14 protein-coding genes are annotated in these 17116 nt (G+C 63.3%); 7 read left to right on the top strand and 7 right to left on the bottom strand.

What is annotated here, in order from left to right; genetic code table 11:
- Positions 1–31: 31 nt before the first annotated feature.
- Complete coding sequence (locus tag COCCU_RS02380; RefSeq protein ID WP_156230009.1) at positions 32–817, bottom strand: formate/nitrite transporter family protein; 786 nt, start codon at positions 815–817, stop codon at positions 32–34.
- A 587-nt stretch (positions 818–1404) separates the two neighbouring features.
- Between COCCU_RS02380 and betT the strand changes: the two genes are divergently transcribed.
- Positions 1405–3696: a choline BCCT transporter BetT gene (gene betT / locus COCCU_RS02375; protein ID WP_156230007.1), complete on the top strand. Its 2292-nt coding sequence runs from the start codon at positions 1405–1407 to the stop codon at positions 3694–3696.
- A gap of 65 nt (positions 3697–3761) precedes the next feature.
- On the opposite strand, the gene COCCU_RS02370 is transcribed toward betT, so the two are convergent.
- On the bottom strand, positions 3762–6119 hold the full coding sequence (locus COCCU_RS02370; RefSeq protein WP_231598833.1) for an ATP-binding protein: 2358 nt from the start codon (positions 6117–6119) through the stop codon (positions 3762–3764).
- 370 nt (positions 6120–6489) lie between these two features.
- Between COCCU_RS02370 and COCCU_RS02365 the strand changes: the two genes are divergently transcribed.
- Positions 6490–7062 carry a flavin reductase family protein gene (locus COCCU_RS02365; RefSeq protein WP_156230006.1) on the top strand — a complete coding sequence of 191 codons (573 nt, stop codon included), beginning with the start codon at positions 6490–6492 and terminating at the stop codon, positions 7060–7062.
- A 79-nt stretch (positions 7063–7141) separates the two neighbouring features.
- Complete coding sequence (locus COCCU_RS02360; protein WP_231598910.1) at positions 7142–8707, top strand: 4-hydroxyphenylacetate 3-hydroxylase family protein; 1566 nt, start codon at positions 7142–7144, stop codon at positions 8705–8707.
- A 329-nt stretch (positions 8708–9036) separates the two neighbouring features.
- Here the strand turns inward: COCCU_RS02360 and rplE are convergent, their stop codons facing one another.
- The 4 genes from rplE to COCCU_RS02340 form a co-directional block, all read right to left on the bottom strand.
- Positions 9037–9612 (bottom strand): 50S ribosomal protein L5, encoded by a 576-nt coding sequence (rplE, locus tag COCCU_RS02355; protein ID WP_156230003.1) that lies wholly within the window; start codon positions 9610–9612, stop codon positions 9037–9039.
- Between the two features lie 2 nt (positions 9613–9614).
- The gene (gene rplX / locus COCCU_RS02350; RefSeq protein ID WP_156230001.1) at positions 9615–9929 is read right to left on the bottom strand and encodes a 50S ribosomal protein L24; all 315 of its coding nucleotides are present in this window, start codon (positions 9927–9929) and stop codon (positions 9615–9617) included.
- Complete coding sequence (rplN, locus tag COCCU_RS02345; RefSeq protein WP_156229999.1) at positions 9930–10298, bottom strand: 50S ribosomal protein L14; 369 nt, start codon at positions 10296–10298, stop codon at positions 9930–9932.
- Between the two features lie 353 nt (positions 10299–10651).
- Positions 10652–11872, bottom strand: coding sequence for an MFS transporter (locus tag COCCU_RS02340; RefSeq protein ID WP_231598832.1), 1221 nt, complete (start codon positions 11870–11872; stop codon positions 10652–10654).
- 179 nt (positions 11873–12051) lie between these two features.
- Between COCCU_RS02340 and COCCU_RS02335 the strand changes: the two genes are divergently transcribed.
- The 4 genes from COCCU_RS02335 (at position 12052) to COCCU_RS02320 (ending at position 15984) form a co-directional block, all read left to right on the top strand.
- On the top strand, positions 12052–12774 hold the full coding sequence (locus tag COCCU_RS02335) for an SDR family oxidoreductase (protein ID WP_156229996.1): 723 nt from the start codon (positions 12052–12054) through the stop codon (positions 12772–12774).
- 113 nt (positions 12775–12887) lie between these two features.
- On the top strand, positions 12888–13544 hold the full coding sequence (locus tag COCCU_RS02330; RefSeq protein ID WP_156229995.1) for an isochorismatase family protein: 657 nt from the start codon (positions 12888–12890) through the stop codon (positions 13542–13544).
- Between the two features lie 7 nt (positions 13545–13551).
- Positions 13552–14637, top strand: a complete 1086-nt coding sequence (locus COCCU_RS02325; protein WP_156229993.1) for an isochorismate synthase — start codon at positions 13552–13554, stop codon at positions 14635–14637.
- A gap of 108 nt (positions 14638–14745) precedes the next feature.
- Positions 14746–15984 carry an alpha/beta hydrolase-fold protein gene (locus COCCU_RS02320; RefSeq protein ID WP_231598831.1) on the top strand — a complete coding sequence of 413 codons (1239 nt, stop codon included), beginning with the start codon at positions 14746–14748 and terminating at the stop codon, positions 15982–15984.
- A 38-nt stretch (positions 15985–16022) separates the two neighbouring features.
- On the opposite strand, the gene COCCU_RS02315 is transcribed toward COCCU_RS02320, so the two are convergent.
- The gene (locus tag COCCU_RS02315; RefSeq protein ID WP_156229990.1) at positions 16023–17096 is read right to left on the bottom strand and encodes a hypothetical protein; all 1074 of its coding nucleotides are present in this window, start codon (positions 17094–17096) and stop codon (positions 16023–16025) included.
- Between the last annotated feature and the right edge of the window lie 20 nt (positions 17097–17116).

Here is a 17116-nt window from a genome sequence, read left to right as displayed (position 1 = left end):
CCCCGCCCCGTTGCTGGATCAGGCGAGGTCCTTAATCCCGGTAGCTTTCCCTGCCCTTGTTCAGCCAGGCGTAGACCCCACCCATGAGGAATCCGCCGCCGAGAATATTGCCGAAGAAGACCAGCACCCAGTTCAGGCTGACCTGGGCGGCATTCATCTCCGGGATCAGTGGGTCAGCACTGAAGAAGGTCAGGGAGAAGAGCGAGAAGTTGGCGATCAGGTGCTCTAGGCCGAGGATGACGAAGGCCCCGATGACCACCATGAGCATGAGGAATTTTCCACTCCACTCCTTGATCAGGGTGGCACCCACGATGCCCATGTTGACCACGAAGTTGGCCAGGACCGCCTCGATGAACATCTGCCCAGGTTCCTTGAGCAGCTTGCCCTGGGAAAGTATGGAGAGCAGGTGTCCCGGGTCAACCACCGCGAAGACCTTGGCCTGGCCGAGGAGGAACCCCACCATCACCGCACCCACCAGGTTGAAGAGGGTGGTCACCAACAGAATCCGGGCGGCACTGAACCAGCTGAGGTCTTTGCGGATTGCGCCGTACACCAGGTACATCATGTTTCCGGTGGCCAGTTCCGCGCCGAGCAGGATGATGGTGAAGAGACCCACGAAGAAGAGGAGACCGAAGACGATCGAACCCAGACCGGGGGCAAGATTCTCCACCGCATTGCCCACTGCGGCAGCCATGGCGGTGCCGATGGTCAGGTAGACACCAGCGAGAATGGACCGCACCGCGAAGCGCCAGAAGTCGTGGGAATAAAGATCCACCTTCTTGTCGATGGCCTTGGATACCGTGTCATTCAGACTCATGTCTCCCCTTCTCCTTTAATTGTTTCCGCAGCTCAATGCATCTATTCCCACATTAACTCTAATATGACCAATAATTGCCGTGAGGTTCCTCCCAGAAGCACCCCCTGCCCAAGATCGGTCTCGGAGGCGCAGAAGGTGGCGCCGGCCAAGCCGGGCACGCGGCGCGGGGCAGTCACGCGGCCGTCGATAAGCAGCTTTGAGCGGAAGCGGTGGCGGCCCTGGATTCGTTGGGCGCAACGGGCCAGCATCGCTGGGGTCAGGCCCCCGCCACCCATGAGGGATACTGAAGACTAGCCGGAAAGAAACTCCACCACAAGGCCCATTCCAGTGATATTTCTCATATTTTATTTTCTTCCTGAACCCCTGGCCCAGCCCGTGGCCATGGGGGAAGCCCAGCGTTTATAGGTATCTTTCAGTCCCTACTGGACCGATAGTCAGAATTCATCAACACTATCCCGAATAAAACTTTGGGACTATCATTGATCTCTGTTTGAAGCGCCTTCGGCCTGCAACGCTCATATTCTCCTCCCTGCCGGCCTTGAGGGTGTTTATTTCCCCCTCCCCGACCATGGAAAGAGAGCCTGCGTATGACTGAGTTCCCGCATCAGAACCCCAACAACGAAGAATCCACGCCGAGGGTTGACCGGGAAAAGCTGGGCGGCAGCCAGCGCAACCGGCCCCCGGAAAAGTTGGAACGCGAAGCGAACCGCCCGCCGAAGTCCAGCGCTGAAATGGCCCGGGCCCGCACCGCGGTCGCCGGGGACGGCGCCGTCAAGATCAACTGGCAGGTGCTCATCATCTCCTCGGCGATCATCATCGCCTTCTCCCTCTGGGCGATCTTCGCCCCGGACAACGCTTCCGGAACCCTGCAGACCGTGGTCACCTGGATCGGTGACAACCTCGGCTGGTTCTACGTCCTGACCGTGGCCGTGGTGATCTGCTTCGTGCTCTGGGTGGCCTTCTCCAAGGAAGGCGGGGTCCGCCTGGGACCCGACCATTCCCGCCCCCAGTACAAACTCTTCACCTGGGTGGCCATGCTCTTCGCCGCCGGGGTGGGCATCGACATGCTCTTCTACTCGGTCACCGGCCCCATCAGCCACTACCTGACCCCGCCCAGCGCTGATCCGGAGAGCGCGGCCGCCCTCCAGGACTCCGTCATCTGGACCATGTTCCACTACGGCATGGCCGGCTGGTCCATGTATGCCCTGCTCGGCATGGCCATGGGATACTTCGCCTACCGCTGGGGCATGCCCCTGTCCATCCGCGCCGCGCTCTACCCCCTGCTGGGCAAACGTGTGAAGGGAGCCACCGGCGATGTCCTGGACATCATCACCCTGGTCGGCACCGTCATGGGCGTGGCCACCTCCATGGGCATCGGTGTGGTACTGCTCAACGTCGGCTTCTCCCTCCTCTTCGGCCTGCCGCAGGGACTCAGCCTGCAGATCGCCCTGGTCGTGGTCGCCGTTGTCCTGACCATCGCCGCCACCTCCTCAGGTGTGGACAAGGGCATCCGGCTGATCTCCGAGCTAAACCTCTGGGTGGCCGGCGCCATGATGCTCTACATCCTGGTCAGCGGCCAGACCGCCTTCCTGCTCAACGCCTTGGTCGAAAACATCGGCCGTTTCTTCGCCACCATGCCGCAGCGCATCACCCAGACCATGGCCTACCAGCCTGAAGGTGGGGAATGGATGTCCGGTGAGACCCTCTTCTTCTGGGCCTTCTGGCTGGCATGGGGCCCCTTCGTCGGTCTCTTCCTGGCCCGGATCTCCCGCGGCCGCACCCTGCGGGAGTTCGTCATCGCCGCCGTCACCGCCCCGGTGCTCTGCGATCTGGTGATCGTCTCCCTCTTCGGCAACTCCGCCATCCACGAAGTGGTGATCAACGGCAACCGGGAGTTCGCCGAAACCGCCATCAACAACCCGGAACAGGGCTGGTACGACCTGCTCCAGATGTTCCCCGGCGGGATGTTCCTGGTCGGCCTGGCCACCCTGTCCGGGCTGCTGTTCTACCTGACCTCCGCCAACTCCGGCGCCATGGTCATGTCCAACTTCTCCGCCTCCATCGCCAACCCCGAGGAGGACGGTCCGAAGTGGCTGCGCATTTTCTGGGCCATCGTCACCGCCCTGCTCACCATCGCGATGCTGATGGCCGGTGGTGTGGTCACCATGGAGTACGCCACCCTCATCTTCGCCCTCCCGGTCACCATCGTCGCCTACCTGGTGATGCTGTCCTTCTCCCGGGCACTGCGCATGGAACGCGCTGACCGTGAGGGACACATCAGACGCCGCCGCAGTGAAGCCACCACCGGTGGGCAGGCCCCCGAACGGACGCTACGACAGCGACTGGCCAGCCTGCGTTCCTACCCGGATGACAAGACCGTCCGCCGCTACGTGGAACAGACCATCGCGCCAGCCATGGCCACCGTCGGTGCGGAATTCCGGAACCAGGGTTACCAGGTCACCCAGGAGCAGGTCAGTGACACCACAAGCGGCATCGACGAGCATCTCTTCCGCGTCGAGATCAAGGGCCAGCGGGACTTCCTCTACCAGATCGTGGCGATCCCGACTCCGGTGCCGACCTTCGGTGCCCGTCCGGCACCGCGTTCCGAGAAGTACTTCCGGTTGGAGGTCTTCACCCACACCGGCTCTGAAGGCTATGACCTCTACGGTGTCTCCCAGCAGCAGATCATCGATGACGTGCTCGACCGCTTCGAGGCCCACCTCGGGTTCCTCAGCTACTCCGCCGAAGTGCTGGCGGAAACCGTGATCACCCCGCCGGTGACCTCCGCGGTGGCCGAGGTCCCAGTGGCAGCCGCCGGCGTGGACCCCACCGGGGAGGAAACCCCGGATCAGGATCCGCGGACCTCCGCGCCGAACTAGCGCCAAACCAGAGCCGAGGCACTCCCGTCCCTCCCCCGGCGCGCCTCCCGGGGGGGGCGGGCCGCTCATGCCTCCGCGCGTAGGGACTCCACCCAGGCGGCGACCTGGGTCCGGGAGCTGAACCCGAGCTTGTTCAGGATCCGCTCCACATGCCCGTCCACGGTGCGGCGCGAGAGGGTGAACTTCTCCGCGATCTGCCGGTTGGTCAGCCCCTGGGTCACCAGCTCCGCCACCTCCATCTCCCGGGCGGTCAGTGGATTGTCCTCGGTGCGTGTCACCTTCCGCCCCTTAGGTTTCGTACCCAGCGCCACTGCCAGTGCCTCCGCCACACTGAGAATCTCCCGCAGCGCAGGCTGTTCCGTCTCCGCCAGTCCCAGCTGCTGCCGACAGAAGTCGATGGAACGCTCCGAAGTCCCGGCGATGTGGGGGCCGAAGGCACGCAATGAGGTGCCCATCCCCTGCCACACCGAATCCGCCGCCGTGGCCAGTTCCCAGCCCCGCGCATACTCACCGGTGGACACCGCCACCCAGGACAAGAGCTCAATCCCCATGGCGGTGCAGATGACATCATGGAAATCATGCTGGATGTCCAGGGCTTTCAGGGCCGCCTCCCGGGCCGCCCCATGATCTCCCAGGTGCCAGTGGCACACCCCCGAGATCCACCAGATGAAACCGAGATTCCACCGCTCCCCCTGTGCCTCAGCCAGGATCCGGGCCTGTCCCGCCAGCACCAGGCCCTCCTCGGACTCCCCATGGAAGGTCAGAGCCATCACCAACTGAAACATCGCCAACAGCTGCTCCGCGGTCCGGCCATCCCGTTCATGGGCCGCCACCGCCTGAAGATAAAGGCCAATGGCGTTCGGTAGTTCCCCGGTGAAGATCTGGTGCAGGCCCTTCCAGTGGTCATGGTGAGCACGCATCACCTGATCATCCAGTTCCATGGCGATCCGCTCTGCCACCCGAAGATGATCTGCCGCGGCCCGGTGATCCCCCTGGATCAGGCAGACCCAGCTGACCGCCCAGGCGGCGGTGCCACGTTCCAGATCCGAGAGCTGCCCCGACCTTAGGATCCGTTCCAGCGCCAGGCGCCCGTCACTGAGGAAGCTACCGGAAACCCAGTGGTAGCGGAGGGTGGCGGCCATGCGGGCGGCGGCGTCATGTTCCCCCGGGGTGTGGAGGGACCAGTCCATGGCCACCATCAGGTTGGGGCGTTCACTCCGGGTGGCTGCCAGCGCCACCGACTGCCCCGGCCCACACCACCGCTCGGAGCGGGTGAGCACCCGCTCCAGATAGAGATCCCGGTGACGGCGCCGCAACTCGCCCAGTTCGCTCACCTCCCGGAAGAGCTGGCCGCCGTACTCCCGGATCGTCATCAGCATGCGGTAGCGAACCTGCTCCCCCGCCCGCTCCGTGAGCACGATGGATTTGAGCACCAGCTGCTCCAGCAGGTCGAGGATCTCCGGGCTGCTCAACTCCCCGAAACCACACACCTGTTCCGCCGCCTCCAGGTCGAAGCTGCCCGGGAAGATCGACAGCCGCCGCCAGAGGCACTGCTCAGCAGGGGTACACAACTCAAAGCTCCAGTCGATCAATGACTGAAGGGTCTGCTGCCGGGGCAGGCTGGTCCGGTCCCCTTTGTTGAGCAGCTGAAAACGTTGGTCGAGCCGCTCCAGCAACTGGGATGGGGAGAGTACCCGGAGCCGGATGGCAGCCAGTTCAATGGCCAACGGGATGCCGTCGAGTCGGGCGCAGATCTGTGCGATGTCGGCCCGGTTCTCCGGGGTCACCGCGAAATCGGGGATCACCTGCCGGGCGCGGTCAACCAGCATCGCCACCGACTCAAAGTTCTCCACCTCCACCACTTCCGACGCCACAGCAGCCTGCTCGGTGGAAGACAGCTGGGTGCTCAGTGGCGGGGTGCTCAGTGGCGGAACCACACAGACATACTCCCCGGAGATTCCGAGTGGTTCCCGGCTGGTGGCCAGAACCCGACATCTGGGGGCCATGGCCAACAACACATCCACCACCTCAGCGGTGGCCTGGAGAACATGCTCACAATTGTCCAGCAGCAGCAGCACCTCCTTACCTTCCAGGTAGTCGATCACTCGTTCCAGGGCGAAGCGGTTCGACTGGTCCGGGATCTGCAGCACATCGGCTATCAGTGACGCCACCCGTTCCCCGCTCTCCAGGCTGTCCAGGCCGACCTGGTACACGCCGTCCGAGAAGGCCCGCCGGGAACGCTCCACCAACTCCACGGCCATCCTGGTCTTACCCACCCCTCCGGGACCGGTGAGGGTGAGCAGTCGGGATTCCACCATCCTGGTCTTCGCTTCCGCGAGCTCACGTTGGCGGCCCACGAAGCTGGTGACCGCTGCCCGACCGATCAGGGAGCCACGGTTCTTGAGCTCAATTCTGCTGCTCACAGCTGTGTTCCTTTCCCTCCCGACAACCCGCCCGGGAATTTCTCCGTCGCCCTTTTCCAGTTCGCTCCACCTGCCCGGGAAAACCATGCAGGTATCGCCGGGCACTCATACCCCCTATACCCGGGTACAGGGCAAAATCGCTGCTCAGCGGAAGTGCCCACCGAATGGGTAGTGCTTGGGGTGATTCTACGCATGCTTCCCGTCTCCAAGATCCCTAAATTGTAAGCCACGCCACAAATCAGAACCCAAGGGAGGAGCCTGCACCCCACCCCCAAGGCAGCAGACAACCCGCACTAGTCCACCAACCGCCGGGCCGCGGATTCCCCGAGGCTCCCCTGGCGTTTCCCGCCAACCAACTGGAGGTTAAGCAATGACTGAAGCACCTGCCACCACCAAAAACATTGACCCTCGGGAGCTCCGCAACGCCTTCGGCAAATTCGCCACCGGGGTTACCGTGGTCACCTGCCGAACCCCGGACGGCACCCCGCATGGGGCGACCGTCAATGCCTTCACCGCGGTGTCCCTGGATCCGCCGCTGGCCCAGGTCACCCTGATCCGCGGAAACAAGGCCTCGCAGTACCTGGAGGATCAGCCTTTCGCCATCAACATCATGGCCGAGGACCAGTTGGATCTCTGCCTGAACTTCGCCGGTAAGCCGATGGCGGCACCACCGGAATGGCGTTCCGATGAGGGCATCCCGGTGCTCTGTGGAAACGCCGCCACCATCGAATGCAAACCCTGGCGCATCTACGACGGTGGTGACCACATCATCGTCATCGGTGAAGTCACCGACATCGAGGTCACCGACGCCAACCCCCTGCTCTTTTTCTCAGGTAAGTTCCGCGAACTCGGCCCGCACTGCGAGGGAAGCCCTTGGGAAGCTTCCGGGGACGCGCTCGCCTTCGGATGGTTCGAGGGCAGCACCTCCTTCAAGTCTTTCTGACACCCCCAGGTTTCTTGCCAACCGATTTTTCATCTCATCCCCTCAAGGAGACGTCATGACCACCCCCCAGAATGATCAGATGAGCAGCATGTCTGAGCGCACCACCCCGGCGAACCCGAAGATGCCGATGACCGGCGACGAGTACATCGAATCCATCCGCGACGGCCGCGAGGTCTACCTCCACGGTGAACGTGTCGAGGATGTGACCACCCACCCGGCCTTCCGCAACTCCGTCCGCATGGTGGCCCGAATGTACGACGCCATGCATGACCCGGCGCACTCCGACAAGCTGCTGACCGACACGGACACCGGCAACGGTGGCAAGACCCACGCCTTCTTCAAGGTGCCCAAGTCCGTTGATGATCTGCGTGCATCCCGCACCGCCATCGAGACCTGGGCGAGGATGAGCTATGGCTGGTTCGGCCGCTCCCCCGATTACAAGGCCGCCTTCCTGGGCACCCTGGGTTCCATGCCGGACTTCTACTCCCCCTACCAGGAGAACGCGTTGCGCTGGTACAAGGAGTCCCAGGAGAAGGTGCTCTATTGGAACCACGCGATCATCAACCCGCCGGTTGACCGCCACCTCCCGCCGGACCAGGTCAAGGACGTGTTCATGAAGGTGGAGAAGGAGACCGACAGTGGTGTCATCGTCTCCGGCGCCAAGGTCGTGGCCACCGGCTCCGCGATCACGAACTTCAACTTCATCTCCCACTACGGGCTGCCGATCAAGAAGAAGGAATACGCCCTGATCTGCACCGTGCCGATGGATCAGCCCGGCATCAAGCTCATCTCACGCGCCTCCTACTCCCAGAACGCCGCTGTCACCGGCACCCCCTTCGACTATCCGTTGTCCTCCCGCATGGACGAGAACGACGCCGTGTTCATCTTCGACAAGGTGCTCGTCCCCTGGGAGAACATCTTCGCCTACGGCGACCCGGACCAGATCAACGGATTCATGCCCAAGACCGGCTTCATCCAGCGCTTCACCTACCAGGGCTGCATCCGTCTGGCCGTCAAACTCGACTTCATCGCCGGCCTCCTGCTCAAGGCCCTCGAAATCGCCGGCACCCAGGACTTCCGTGGTGTGCAGGCCCGCGCCGGTGAGGTCATCGGATGGCGCAACCTGTTCTGGGCGATCGCTGACGCCATGATGCTCAACCCCGATGAGGGACCGAACGGCTCGGTCCTGCCCAAGATGGATTATGGTCTGGCCTACCGCATGTTCATGGCCCAGGGTTACCCACGTGTCAAGGAGATCATCGAGCAGGATGTGGCCTCCGGGCTGATCTACCTGCCCTCCGGCGCACTGGACTTCAAGAACGCCGATATCCGCCCCTACCTGGACAAGTACGTCCGCGGTTCCAACGGCATCGAGGCTGTGGATCGGGTGAAGCTGATGAAGCTGCTGTGGGATGCGATCGGTACCGAGTTCGGTGGCCGCCATGAGCTCTATGAGCGCAACTACTCCGGTAACCACGAGAACGTGAAGATCGAGCTGCTCATGAACGCCATGAACAACGGCACCACGGACACCATGCATGGCATGGTCGAGGACTGCATGGCGGAGTACGACCTGGACGGTTGGACTGTCCCGGACCTGTTCAACAGTGATGATGTGAACGTGTACCTGAACCGGAACCGCTAGGAGCGCTCTGTAGGTTCTGCTGCCTGAGGCAGGGCAATAACGTAGAACAACTTCACCAGGCATCATGAGCCGAGGTCCCGGATTCGCCGCCCCCACCCTTGATACACAGCGGGTGGGAGCGGCGCTCACCTTGAGGTGATGGTGTATAAAGTGGGGAAAACGGCCCTTAAGGTCGCCACCTCACGTGCTTAAGTGCCGTTTTCCCCACTCTAGAATGCACAGGGGTCTAAGGTGCCAGGGCCAAGGACAAAACCCTCCCACCCCAGGTAATCCCCGGGGAGGGAGGGTTTGTGTGTCAGACACTCAAGGAGCATCTGAACTGAAGAAGACTACTTCTGGCGGGTGCCGTCTTCGCCCTTGAAGGGGAAGCCCAGCTCGCGCAGGAGTGCACGGCCTTCATCATTGTTGGTCGCGGTGGTGACGACGGTGATGTCCATACCACGGGGGCGATCAACCTTGTCGACGTCGATCTCGTAGAACATGGTCTGCTCAGTGAGGCCGAAGGTGTAGTTGCCGTGACCGTCGAACTGCTGGTCGGAGAGACCACGGAAGTCGCGGATACGCGGCAGGGCCACGGTCAGCAGACGGTCCAGGAATTCCCACATGCGGTCGCCGCGCAGGGTGACCTTGGCGCCGATCGGCATGCCCTCGCGGAGCTTGAAGTTCGCGATGGAGGTCTTGGCGCGACGCATCTGCGGCTTCTGACCGGTGATGAGGGTCAGGTCCTCGAGAGCGCCGTTGATCATCTTGGAGTCACGGGCAGCGTCGCCGACGCCCATGTTGACGACGATCTTGGTCAGACCCGGGATCTCCATGACGTTGTCGTAGGCGAACTGCTCCTGCAGCTTGCCCTTGATCTCGTCGCGGTAGACGTTCTTGAGACGGGGGGTGTAGTTCTCGCTCATGCTTAGATGTCCTTCCCGTTACGACGCGAGATACGGATCTTCTTGCCGTTCTCGTCGAAGCGGTAACCGACGCGAGTCGGGTTGCCGTCGGCGTCCAGAACCATCACGTTGGAGATGTGGATCGGAGCTTCCTGGGTCACGATGCCGCCGGACTCGGCGCCACGCTCGGGAGCGGAGTTAGCAACGTGCTTCTTGATGCGGTTAACGCCTTCGACCAAGACCTTCTCGGTTGCCGGGAAAGCCTGAATGACCTTGCCCTTGGCACCCTTGTCCGGGCCGGAGACGACGACGACCATGTCGCCCTTATGGATCTTCATTTAGATTACCTCCGGTGCCAGCGAGACGATCTTCATGAACTTCTTGTCACGAAGCTCACGAGCGACGGGGCCGAAGATACGGGTACCGCGGGGCTCGTTGTCATTCTTGATGAGGACAGCTGCGTTCTCATCGAAGGAGATGTAGGAGCCGTCTGCACGACGGGTCTCCTTCTTGGTGCGGACAATGACAGCCTTGACGATTTCGCCAGACTTCACATTGCCGCCGGGGGCTGCTTCCTTGACAGTGGCGACGATGGTGTCGCCAATGCCAGCAAAACGTCGGGTAGAGCCACCGAGAACGCGGATGCACAGAATCTCTCGTGCACCGGTGTTATCGGCGATCTTCAGACGCGATTCCTGCTGAATCACTACTGGTCTCCTGACCTGGTTGTATGTGCGTCGGATTTCCGTCCCGAACGCACGCGGTCTGTACTGCTTCCTCGCCTGCCACTACACAATGAGCGACGAACCTCAGCTGCGGAGCATGAAATGCCCTGCATCTGTGCCGAAGGGTCTCGGACCGGGATTCGGAAACGCACCACGGGCCGACCTGGACAAGCGACTGGAACAGTCAACCACAGCGGGCACCCGAATGGCAAATCGCCTGATTACCCTGATGACCTCGACAAACCCGCCTCCCACCGAGGAGGCGCCGGACGGCTGGCATAACCTGTTCAACTCCGCAACCTCAGGGGCATCAGCGCCCCCCTGAGGATGGGGGTTCAGGAAACCAACCCCAGCTCCCGGTCCACCGAGCGCTCCCGGGCCGCCAGATAACCGACGGCCCCCTTGACAACCGCGCCCAGGCAGAGCACCGCCAGGATGACACTCCATCCCCCGAGAGAGTCATAGGCGGCACCCACCAGCAGCGGCCCGGCACCGGCGAAGAGATAACCAACCGGCTGCACGAACCCGGAGAGCCGGGCGGTCATGACGGCACTGACGGTCCGGGAGGGGATCAGCGCCAGCGCCGTCGGGAAGCAGAATCCACCCAGGCCGAGCAGCATCGCCCAGAGCAGCCAGCCCTGTGCCGGGGCGAGGATGATGCCGAGGTAGCCGGCGATGGTCAGGGTGGCGAAGAGGATCGGGAAAAACCGGAAGTGCCGGAAGCGGGCGATCATCGTCGGGATGACCAACCCACCCAGCAGCCCGAAGGCGCCCAGCAGCGCGATGGCGATGCTGGCCTTGTTGAGGCTGACCCCGGCGTCGATGAGCATGGTCGGCAACCAACCCATCTGGATATAGGCGTTCATGGACTGCATGCCGAAGAAGATCATCAGAGCCACCGCGGTCGGGGATTTCCACAGCGACACCTTCGGCTGCGTTGCGACGCCCCCGTCGACCCCCACCCCGGGCGGGGATGCCGGGAAATCATTGCCGCTGCGCAGCCAGACCGGGATCCACACCAGCAGCTGCGCCACGGCGGCGAACACCCAGATGAAGATGACCCACCGCCAGGCCCCCTCCCCGTGGAAGAGCAGGGCTGAAAGTGGACCCAATGCCCCGCCCAGGCCCAGCACAGCGGTGTAGACCGTGGTCAACGCAATCCAGTTCTTCCCGCCATGGAGTTTGATCCAGGCGGGAAGCAGGACATTGGCCACCGCAATCCCCGCGACCAGCAGTCCGCTAAGCAGGATGAACACCCAGATATCACCCACCCAGGGACGCAGCCCCACACCCACCAGGCTGACGGCCATGCCGCCGGTCATGGTGGCCGTCAGGCCGATCTTCCGGGCCAGGGGGACGGCGATGATCCCGAAGATGGCGAAACAGAACCCGGGCAGCGCGGTGAGAACACCTGCCGAGGCACCACCGGCGTCGAAATGCTCGGTGATGTCGGTGATCACCACTCCCAGGGAGGCGATTCCGGGGCGCAGATTGAGGGAGGCGATGAAGACGGCGACGACAGCCAGGAGCGCCGGGATCAGCGGCCGCCGGGACACCTGCCCCTTCCTGGAGTTCTGCGCTTCAGACTCTGATGCTCCTCGCCGATTTCCCATGCCCAGATGGTAGACCCGCCCACCACACAAGGTGAGGCAGGCCCCCACCCAGCCCGAATATTTAGGATACCCTGACCTAATTGCCCAGGGCTTCGCCCATCACCACAGAGGAGAGCATCCCCATGTCCCGAGAATCTGAGAAGCTGCACTACCTGGTCACCGGAGCCCGCGGCGGCATCGGAGCGGCCGTGGTGTCAGAACTCACGGCCGCCGGACACCGCGTGCACGGCTGGGACCTGCCGGAACACGACATCACCGATCAGCCCGCCATCGAGAAGGCAATGGCCTCGCTCGAGAATGAGCACGGCCCCCTGGACGCCCTGATCCACACCGCCGGCACCCTGTTGGCGGACAGCGCCCTTGCCCCCGACGTGGCGGCACTGCGCCATTCCCTGGAGGTGAACCTGCTGGGCACGGTGAATATCTGCTCAGCCACTGCGCGCCGCATGATCGGGCGCAGGAATGGCTCCATCGTCGCAATCTCATCCAATGCGGCTGCCACGCCCCGGGCCGGGATGGCCGCCTATGGCGCCTCCAAGGCCGCGACAAGTTCCTGGCTCCGGACCCTGGGCCTGGAGTGCGCTCCGCATGGGGTGCGCTGCAATATCGTCACCCCGGGCTCCACCAACACCCCGATGCTGCGCGGGATGTGGCAGGAGGGCCGGGATGAGAGCGCGAAGGTGATCGCCGGAAACCCTGAGCAGTTCCGCCTGGGCATCCCCCTGGGCAGGGTGGCCGATCCGGAGGATATCGCCCGGGCCTGCATCTTCCTCAGCTCCTCCGCCGCCCGCCACATCACCATGCACGACCTTCGGGTGGATGGCGGCGCCACCCTCGACCAGTGAAGGCACTCTCCCCGACTTTGCATATTAGGTAAGGCTTAGCTACCTTTGGTGGCCAACAGCTAGTGACCCACACGGATCTAGCTCTCCCCCGAGAAAGGATCAGGATCACAACCATGGCCATCCCTCGCATCGCCCCCTACCCCCTCCCGGAGATCAACCACCCACCGGTCGTTGATTGGCCGCTGAACCCCGAACGTTCCGCACTGCTCATCCACGACATGCAGAACTACTTCATCTCCGCCTATGCAGCGGAGCAGGATCCCATCCGCAGCGTCATCCCCCATATCCGTGGGCTTATCGACGCCGCCGATGCCGCCGGCATCCCGGTCTTCTACTCCGCCCAGCCACCACGACAGCAGACTGCCCGGCGCGGCCTGCTCAGTGATTTCTGGGGCCCGGGGATCCAGACGGATCAGGAGGCTGCGATCATTCCGGAGCTGGCTCCGAAGCAGCACCACCATGTGGTGACCAAGTGGCGCTATTCCGCACTGACGCGCACCGATCTGCGCCAGTCCCTGGCGTTCAGTGGTCGGGATCAGCTGTTGATCACCGGGGTGTACGGGCACATGGGTTGCCAGGTGTCCGCGGTGGACGCTTTCATGAATGATGTGGCTCCCTTCCTGGTTGGTGATGCCATCGCTGATTTCACGGCCGAGGATCATCGGCAGACCCTGGACTGGGTGTCGCGCCGCTGTGGCCGGGTGATCGGTACCGCGGAAGCCCTGGCTGCGTGGCAGCCGGACGCGGCGTCGATAAGCGTGCGGAGCTGATCTGCAGGTGTATTCCTTCATCTTCACCGATAGTCAGCAGACCTTGGAAGCGGAGGGTGTCCAGGACAGTTGGGGCAGCGTGGCTGAGGCGCTGAGTTCGGGTGCCTCGCTGGTGGTGGGTGCGCTGCCTTTCCACCCTGAGGAGACCCCGGCGCTTTTTGCCCCGCAGAGTTTTTCCTTCCGGCGGGGTGCCCCGGAGTTGCCCACCGGGAAGCTGCCCGAGGTTCATGACATTGCGGAAATGACCTCCCGGGGGGAACATGCCAACCGGGTAGAGCAGGCGGTGTCCCAGATCCGTTCCGGGAAGTTCCAGAAGTTGGTGCTCTCCCGGGAGGAGCGTTATCTGCTCGCCGCACAGCCTTCCCCGGAGGTGTTGCTGGGGAGTTTCCTCACCGGTTCCGGTACCGGCCACGGTCACCTGGTGGATCTGGGTTCCGCCGGCCACCGGTACCGCGGTGCCCAGTTGATCGGTTCCAGCCCGGAGCTGTTGATCGCCAAGCGGGGTGAGTTCATCGAGTCTTATCCCCTGGCGGGCACCATCCCCCGTTGCCCGGATCCTGATGAGGATCAGGCCCGGGCGGATGGGTTGCTGCGCTCCGGGAAGGATATTGCCGAGCATGGTTTCGTGACCGAGGACATCCGGCGGGTATTGGAGCCCTACTGTGTCGAGCTGAAGATCCCGGAGGTTCCCTCCCTGACCGCCACCTCCCACACCTGGCATCTGGGTACCCGGATTCGGGGGCGTCTGAAGGATCCCCGGGTCCCCGTCCTGGAGCTGGCCGCTGTCCTGCACCCCACCCCGGCGGTGTGTGGTTTCCCCACCCCGCGCACCCAGCAGGAACTGCGGAAGGTTGAACCAGGGCGAGGTTTCTATGCTGGCGCGGTCGGCTGGTCGGATGCCGCCGGCGATGGGCAGTGGCGGGTGAGCATCCGCAGTGCTGTCCTCCAGGGGAACACCGTCCGGGCCCATGCCGGGGGTGGGATCGTCGCGGATTCCGACGCTGCGGCGGAGGTACGAGAGACCGTCGCAAAGCTCGGTCCGGTCCGCGCGGCTCTGGGGTTGCCCACCGGAGATCTGGTGGTTGCCCCCTAGCTGAGACAGGTGTTGCACGCAGACTCCCCCAGGGAAGGAGGAATTCCGAGACACGACAGGCAGCGCAAGCGGAACATCCTCTGAAAGAAAGGTGCCATGACACCCCCGATGAAACATCACCATCTTCTCCCCTGTTTTCCCACCGAAACTGAGGTCCTGGAGCAGCTCAGCTGGGCCGGAACTGAGCTGCTCGAGGAATTCTGGCGGGAAATCCACCGTCGGGGCACCCCGATCTGGGATCCGACAGGGGTCCGGGCCACCTTCTTCTGGCGCAACCCCAGTGGCACCATCCCGCCGGATGGGGAACCCGTTCACCTGCACATCAACCGGGTCAGCGACGGGGAAAATCACGAACTGGGGTTCATGTGTGCGGTCCCCGGCACCGATATCTGGGTCCGCACCCTGGATCTGAGTCCCACCCTCCAGGCTTCCTATTCCTTCGCGCCGCTCGGGCAGCACCCCGGGCTGCCGAGACACAACCACTACCCCAACCTGATCGACCCCTGCAGTAGCCAACCACCACTGATCCACAGTGCGGAAGGACATGGACTCAGCCTGCTCTCCGGGAAACTGAGCCCCCGGCAAACGGAATGGCAGCACCCCGGGAAGCTGCGGGGAAAGGTGATCCGCGGGGAGCTGCCTCTGGGCAACGGTGCCGGCGAAACCCCCACCCGCCCCTGTCACCTTTATCTCCCCGACAGCCACACCCCGGTAGCTCTGCTCACGCTTTTCGACGCCGAGATCTGGTTCGGCCACCTCAATCTGCCGCAGGCCCTGGAAAACGCCCAGGAGCTGGGGCGGATTCCCCCGGTTGCGGTCCTGGGCATCGAGAATCTGGACCAGGCGGACCGCTTCCAGGTTCTGGGTGCGAATCCCGATTTCCTCAGCTCCCTCGCCGACACCGCCACCACCTGGGCGCAGCAACAGGCCGAAAGTGCGGGGATCAGGCTGCAGGGAAGGGAAGGGAGGTTGATCGCCGGGCAAAGTCTGGGCGGTCTCTCCGCACTACTCGCCGCCCACCTGCAGCCCGAGGTCTATGGCACCGCCATCTGCCAGTCCCCCTCCCTCTGGTGGACCCCGGATGGTGCCTCCACACCCCGGGACTTCGGCAGCCGCAGCCTTGACTGGATAGCCGAGGAATCTGCGCTCCGTCCGGCACGCAGCACACAGGTCCACCTGGATGTCGGCCTACGGGAAGGCCTGACCCTGCCCAGAACCCATCAGTTGAATCAGCTGCTCTGCGCCAAGGGCTGGTCCAGCCAGGTCAATACCTATGACGGTGGGCATGACTTCGCCTGTTGGCGCGGTGCCCTGATAGATCAGCTGGCGCAGTCCCTGGCCTCCTGAAATGGTGTCCGGGGATGGTGTCCGGCATTGAACAGGTCTCAGGAAATGGCCGATTCCACGGCGGCCCGCAGCTCCTGCTGGAAGCTGCTGTCCGGCGGGGTGTAGAAGACACCGCTGGTCCACAGTTCCGCTGTGGCTGCGGTCCCTGACTCTGAGCGGGTCTGAATCGAGGGGGCATGCTGCACCAGACGACTGCCACTGTCCTCATCCACCCAGGATTCCCGCTGGAACCACTCCTGCCATTCCGGCAGTGCCCGGGCGCGTTCCGCCACCTGCCCGACCGCGAAAAACAACACCTCATCCCCCTCGATGCTGTTGATGCCCAGCTGATCAGAGAGGGATCCCAATTCCAGGGAGCTCACGCTGATCCCCATCTGGTTGACCTCCCCGATCAGTGCCAGCGCATCCCCCAGTCGTTGCCGGTTCAGGGGGTTATCGCAGGTGGTGTGAACCCCGAGTTCCAGCCAGCTTTCTCCCCCAGGGTCCGAAACGATGATTCCCAGACGTTGGTTTTCCACCGGATCATCTGCCCGGAGCAGACTCTGCTGTATCTTCCCCAGCTGATCCGCGGCATCCAGCAGACCCTGCATCCACTCCCCCAGGCAATTCATGTCATTGACCTCGCAGGTGTCAATGCTCAGCTGAAGGGCACCATTGCTGCCCACGCCCAACCCAGTGGGCTTCGACTCCAACAACAGCTCCACCGCCGCCAGACTTCCCGGCGACACCTGGGGAGCCAGCTGAACCCGAGTGCCGCTGATGCTGGCGCGAAGCATACCGGGCTGGAAATACACCCCTTCCGAGACAGCCTGCTGGCGCTGTCTCTCCAGCAGGTGCACCGCCCTGGTCAGCTCCGCAAAATCCGTCTCCCCGAGATCAGCCCCGGCAAAAATGAGGGTTGGGACCCGCGCTGGCGGGCTGGGCACCGGATCATCGGCTCGGTCAGGGCACTGCTCCGCCCGGTAGCTGATGGGCAGATTCTGCTCCGCCGCTTCCCTGGTGAAGGTGTCCACCAGGTTCTCCCCCGCTGCAGGTTCAGCGCTGGCACGGGAACTGAACATGAGACCAGCGGTACCGAGTACCCCGGCCAACAGGAGAGTCCGTTTCCTCATGCCCGCCTCCCTACTGTGCT

This window comes from Corynebacterium occultum, from assembly GCF_009734425.1.
GTDB lineage: Bacteria > Actinomycetota > Actinomycetes > Mycobacteriales > Mycobacteriaceae > Corynebacterium > Corynebacterium occultum.
The sequence above is the reverse complement of the archived record's forward strand: the minus strand, read 5'-3'. Positions and strand labels throughout refer to the sequence as shown.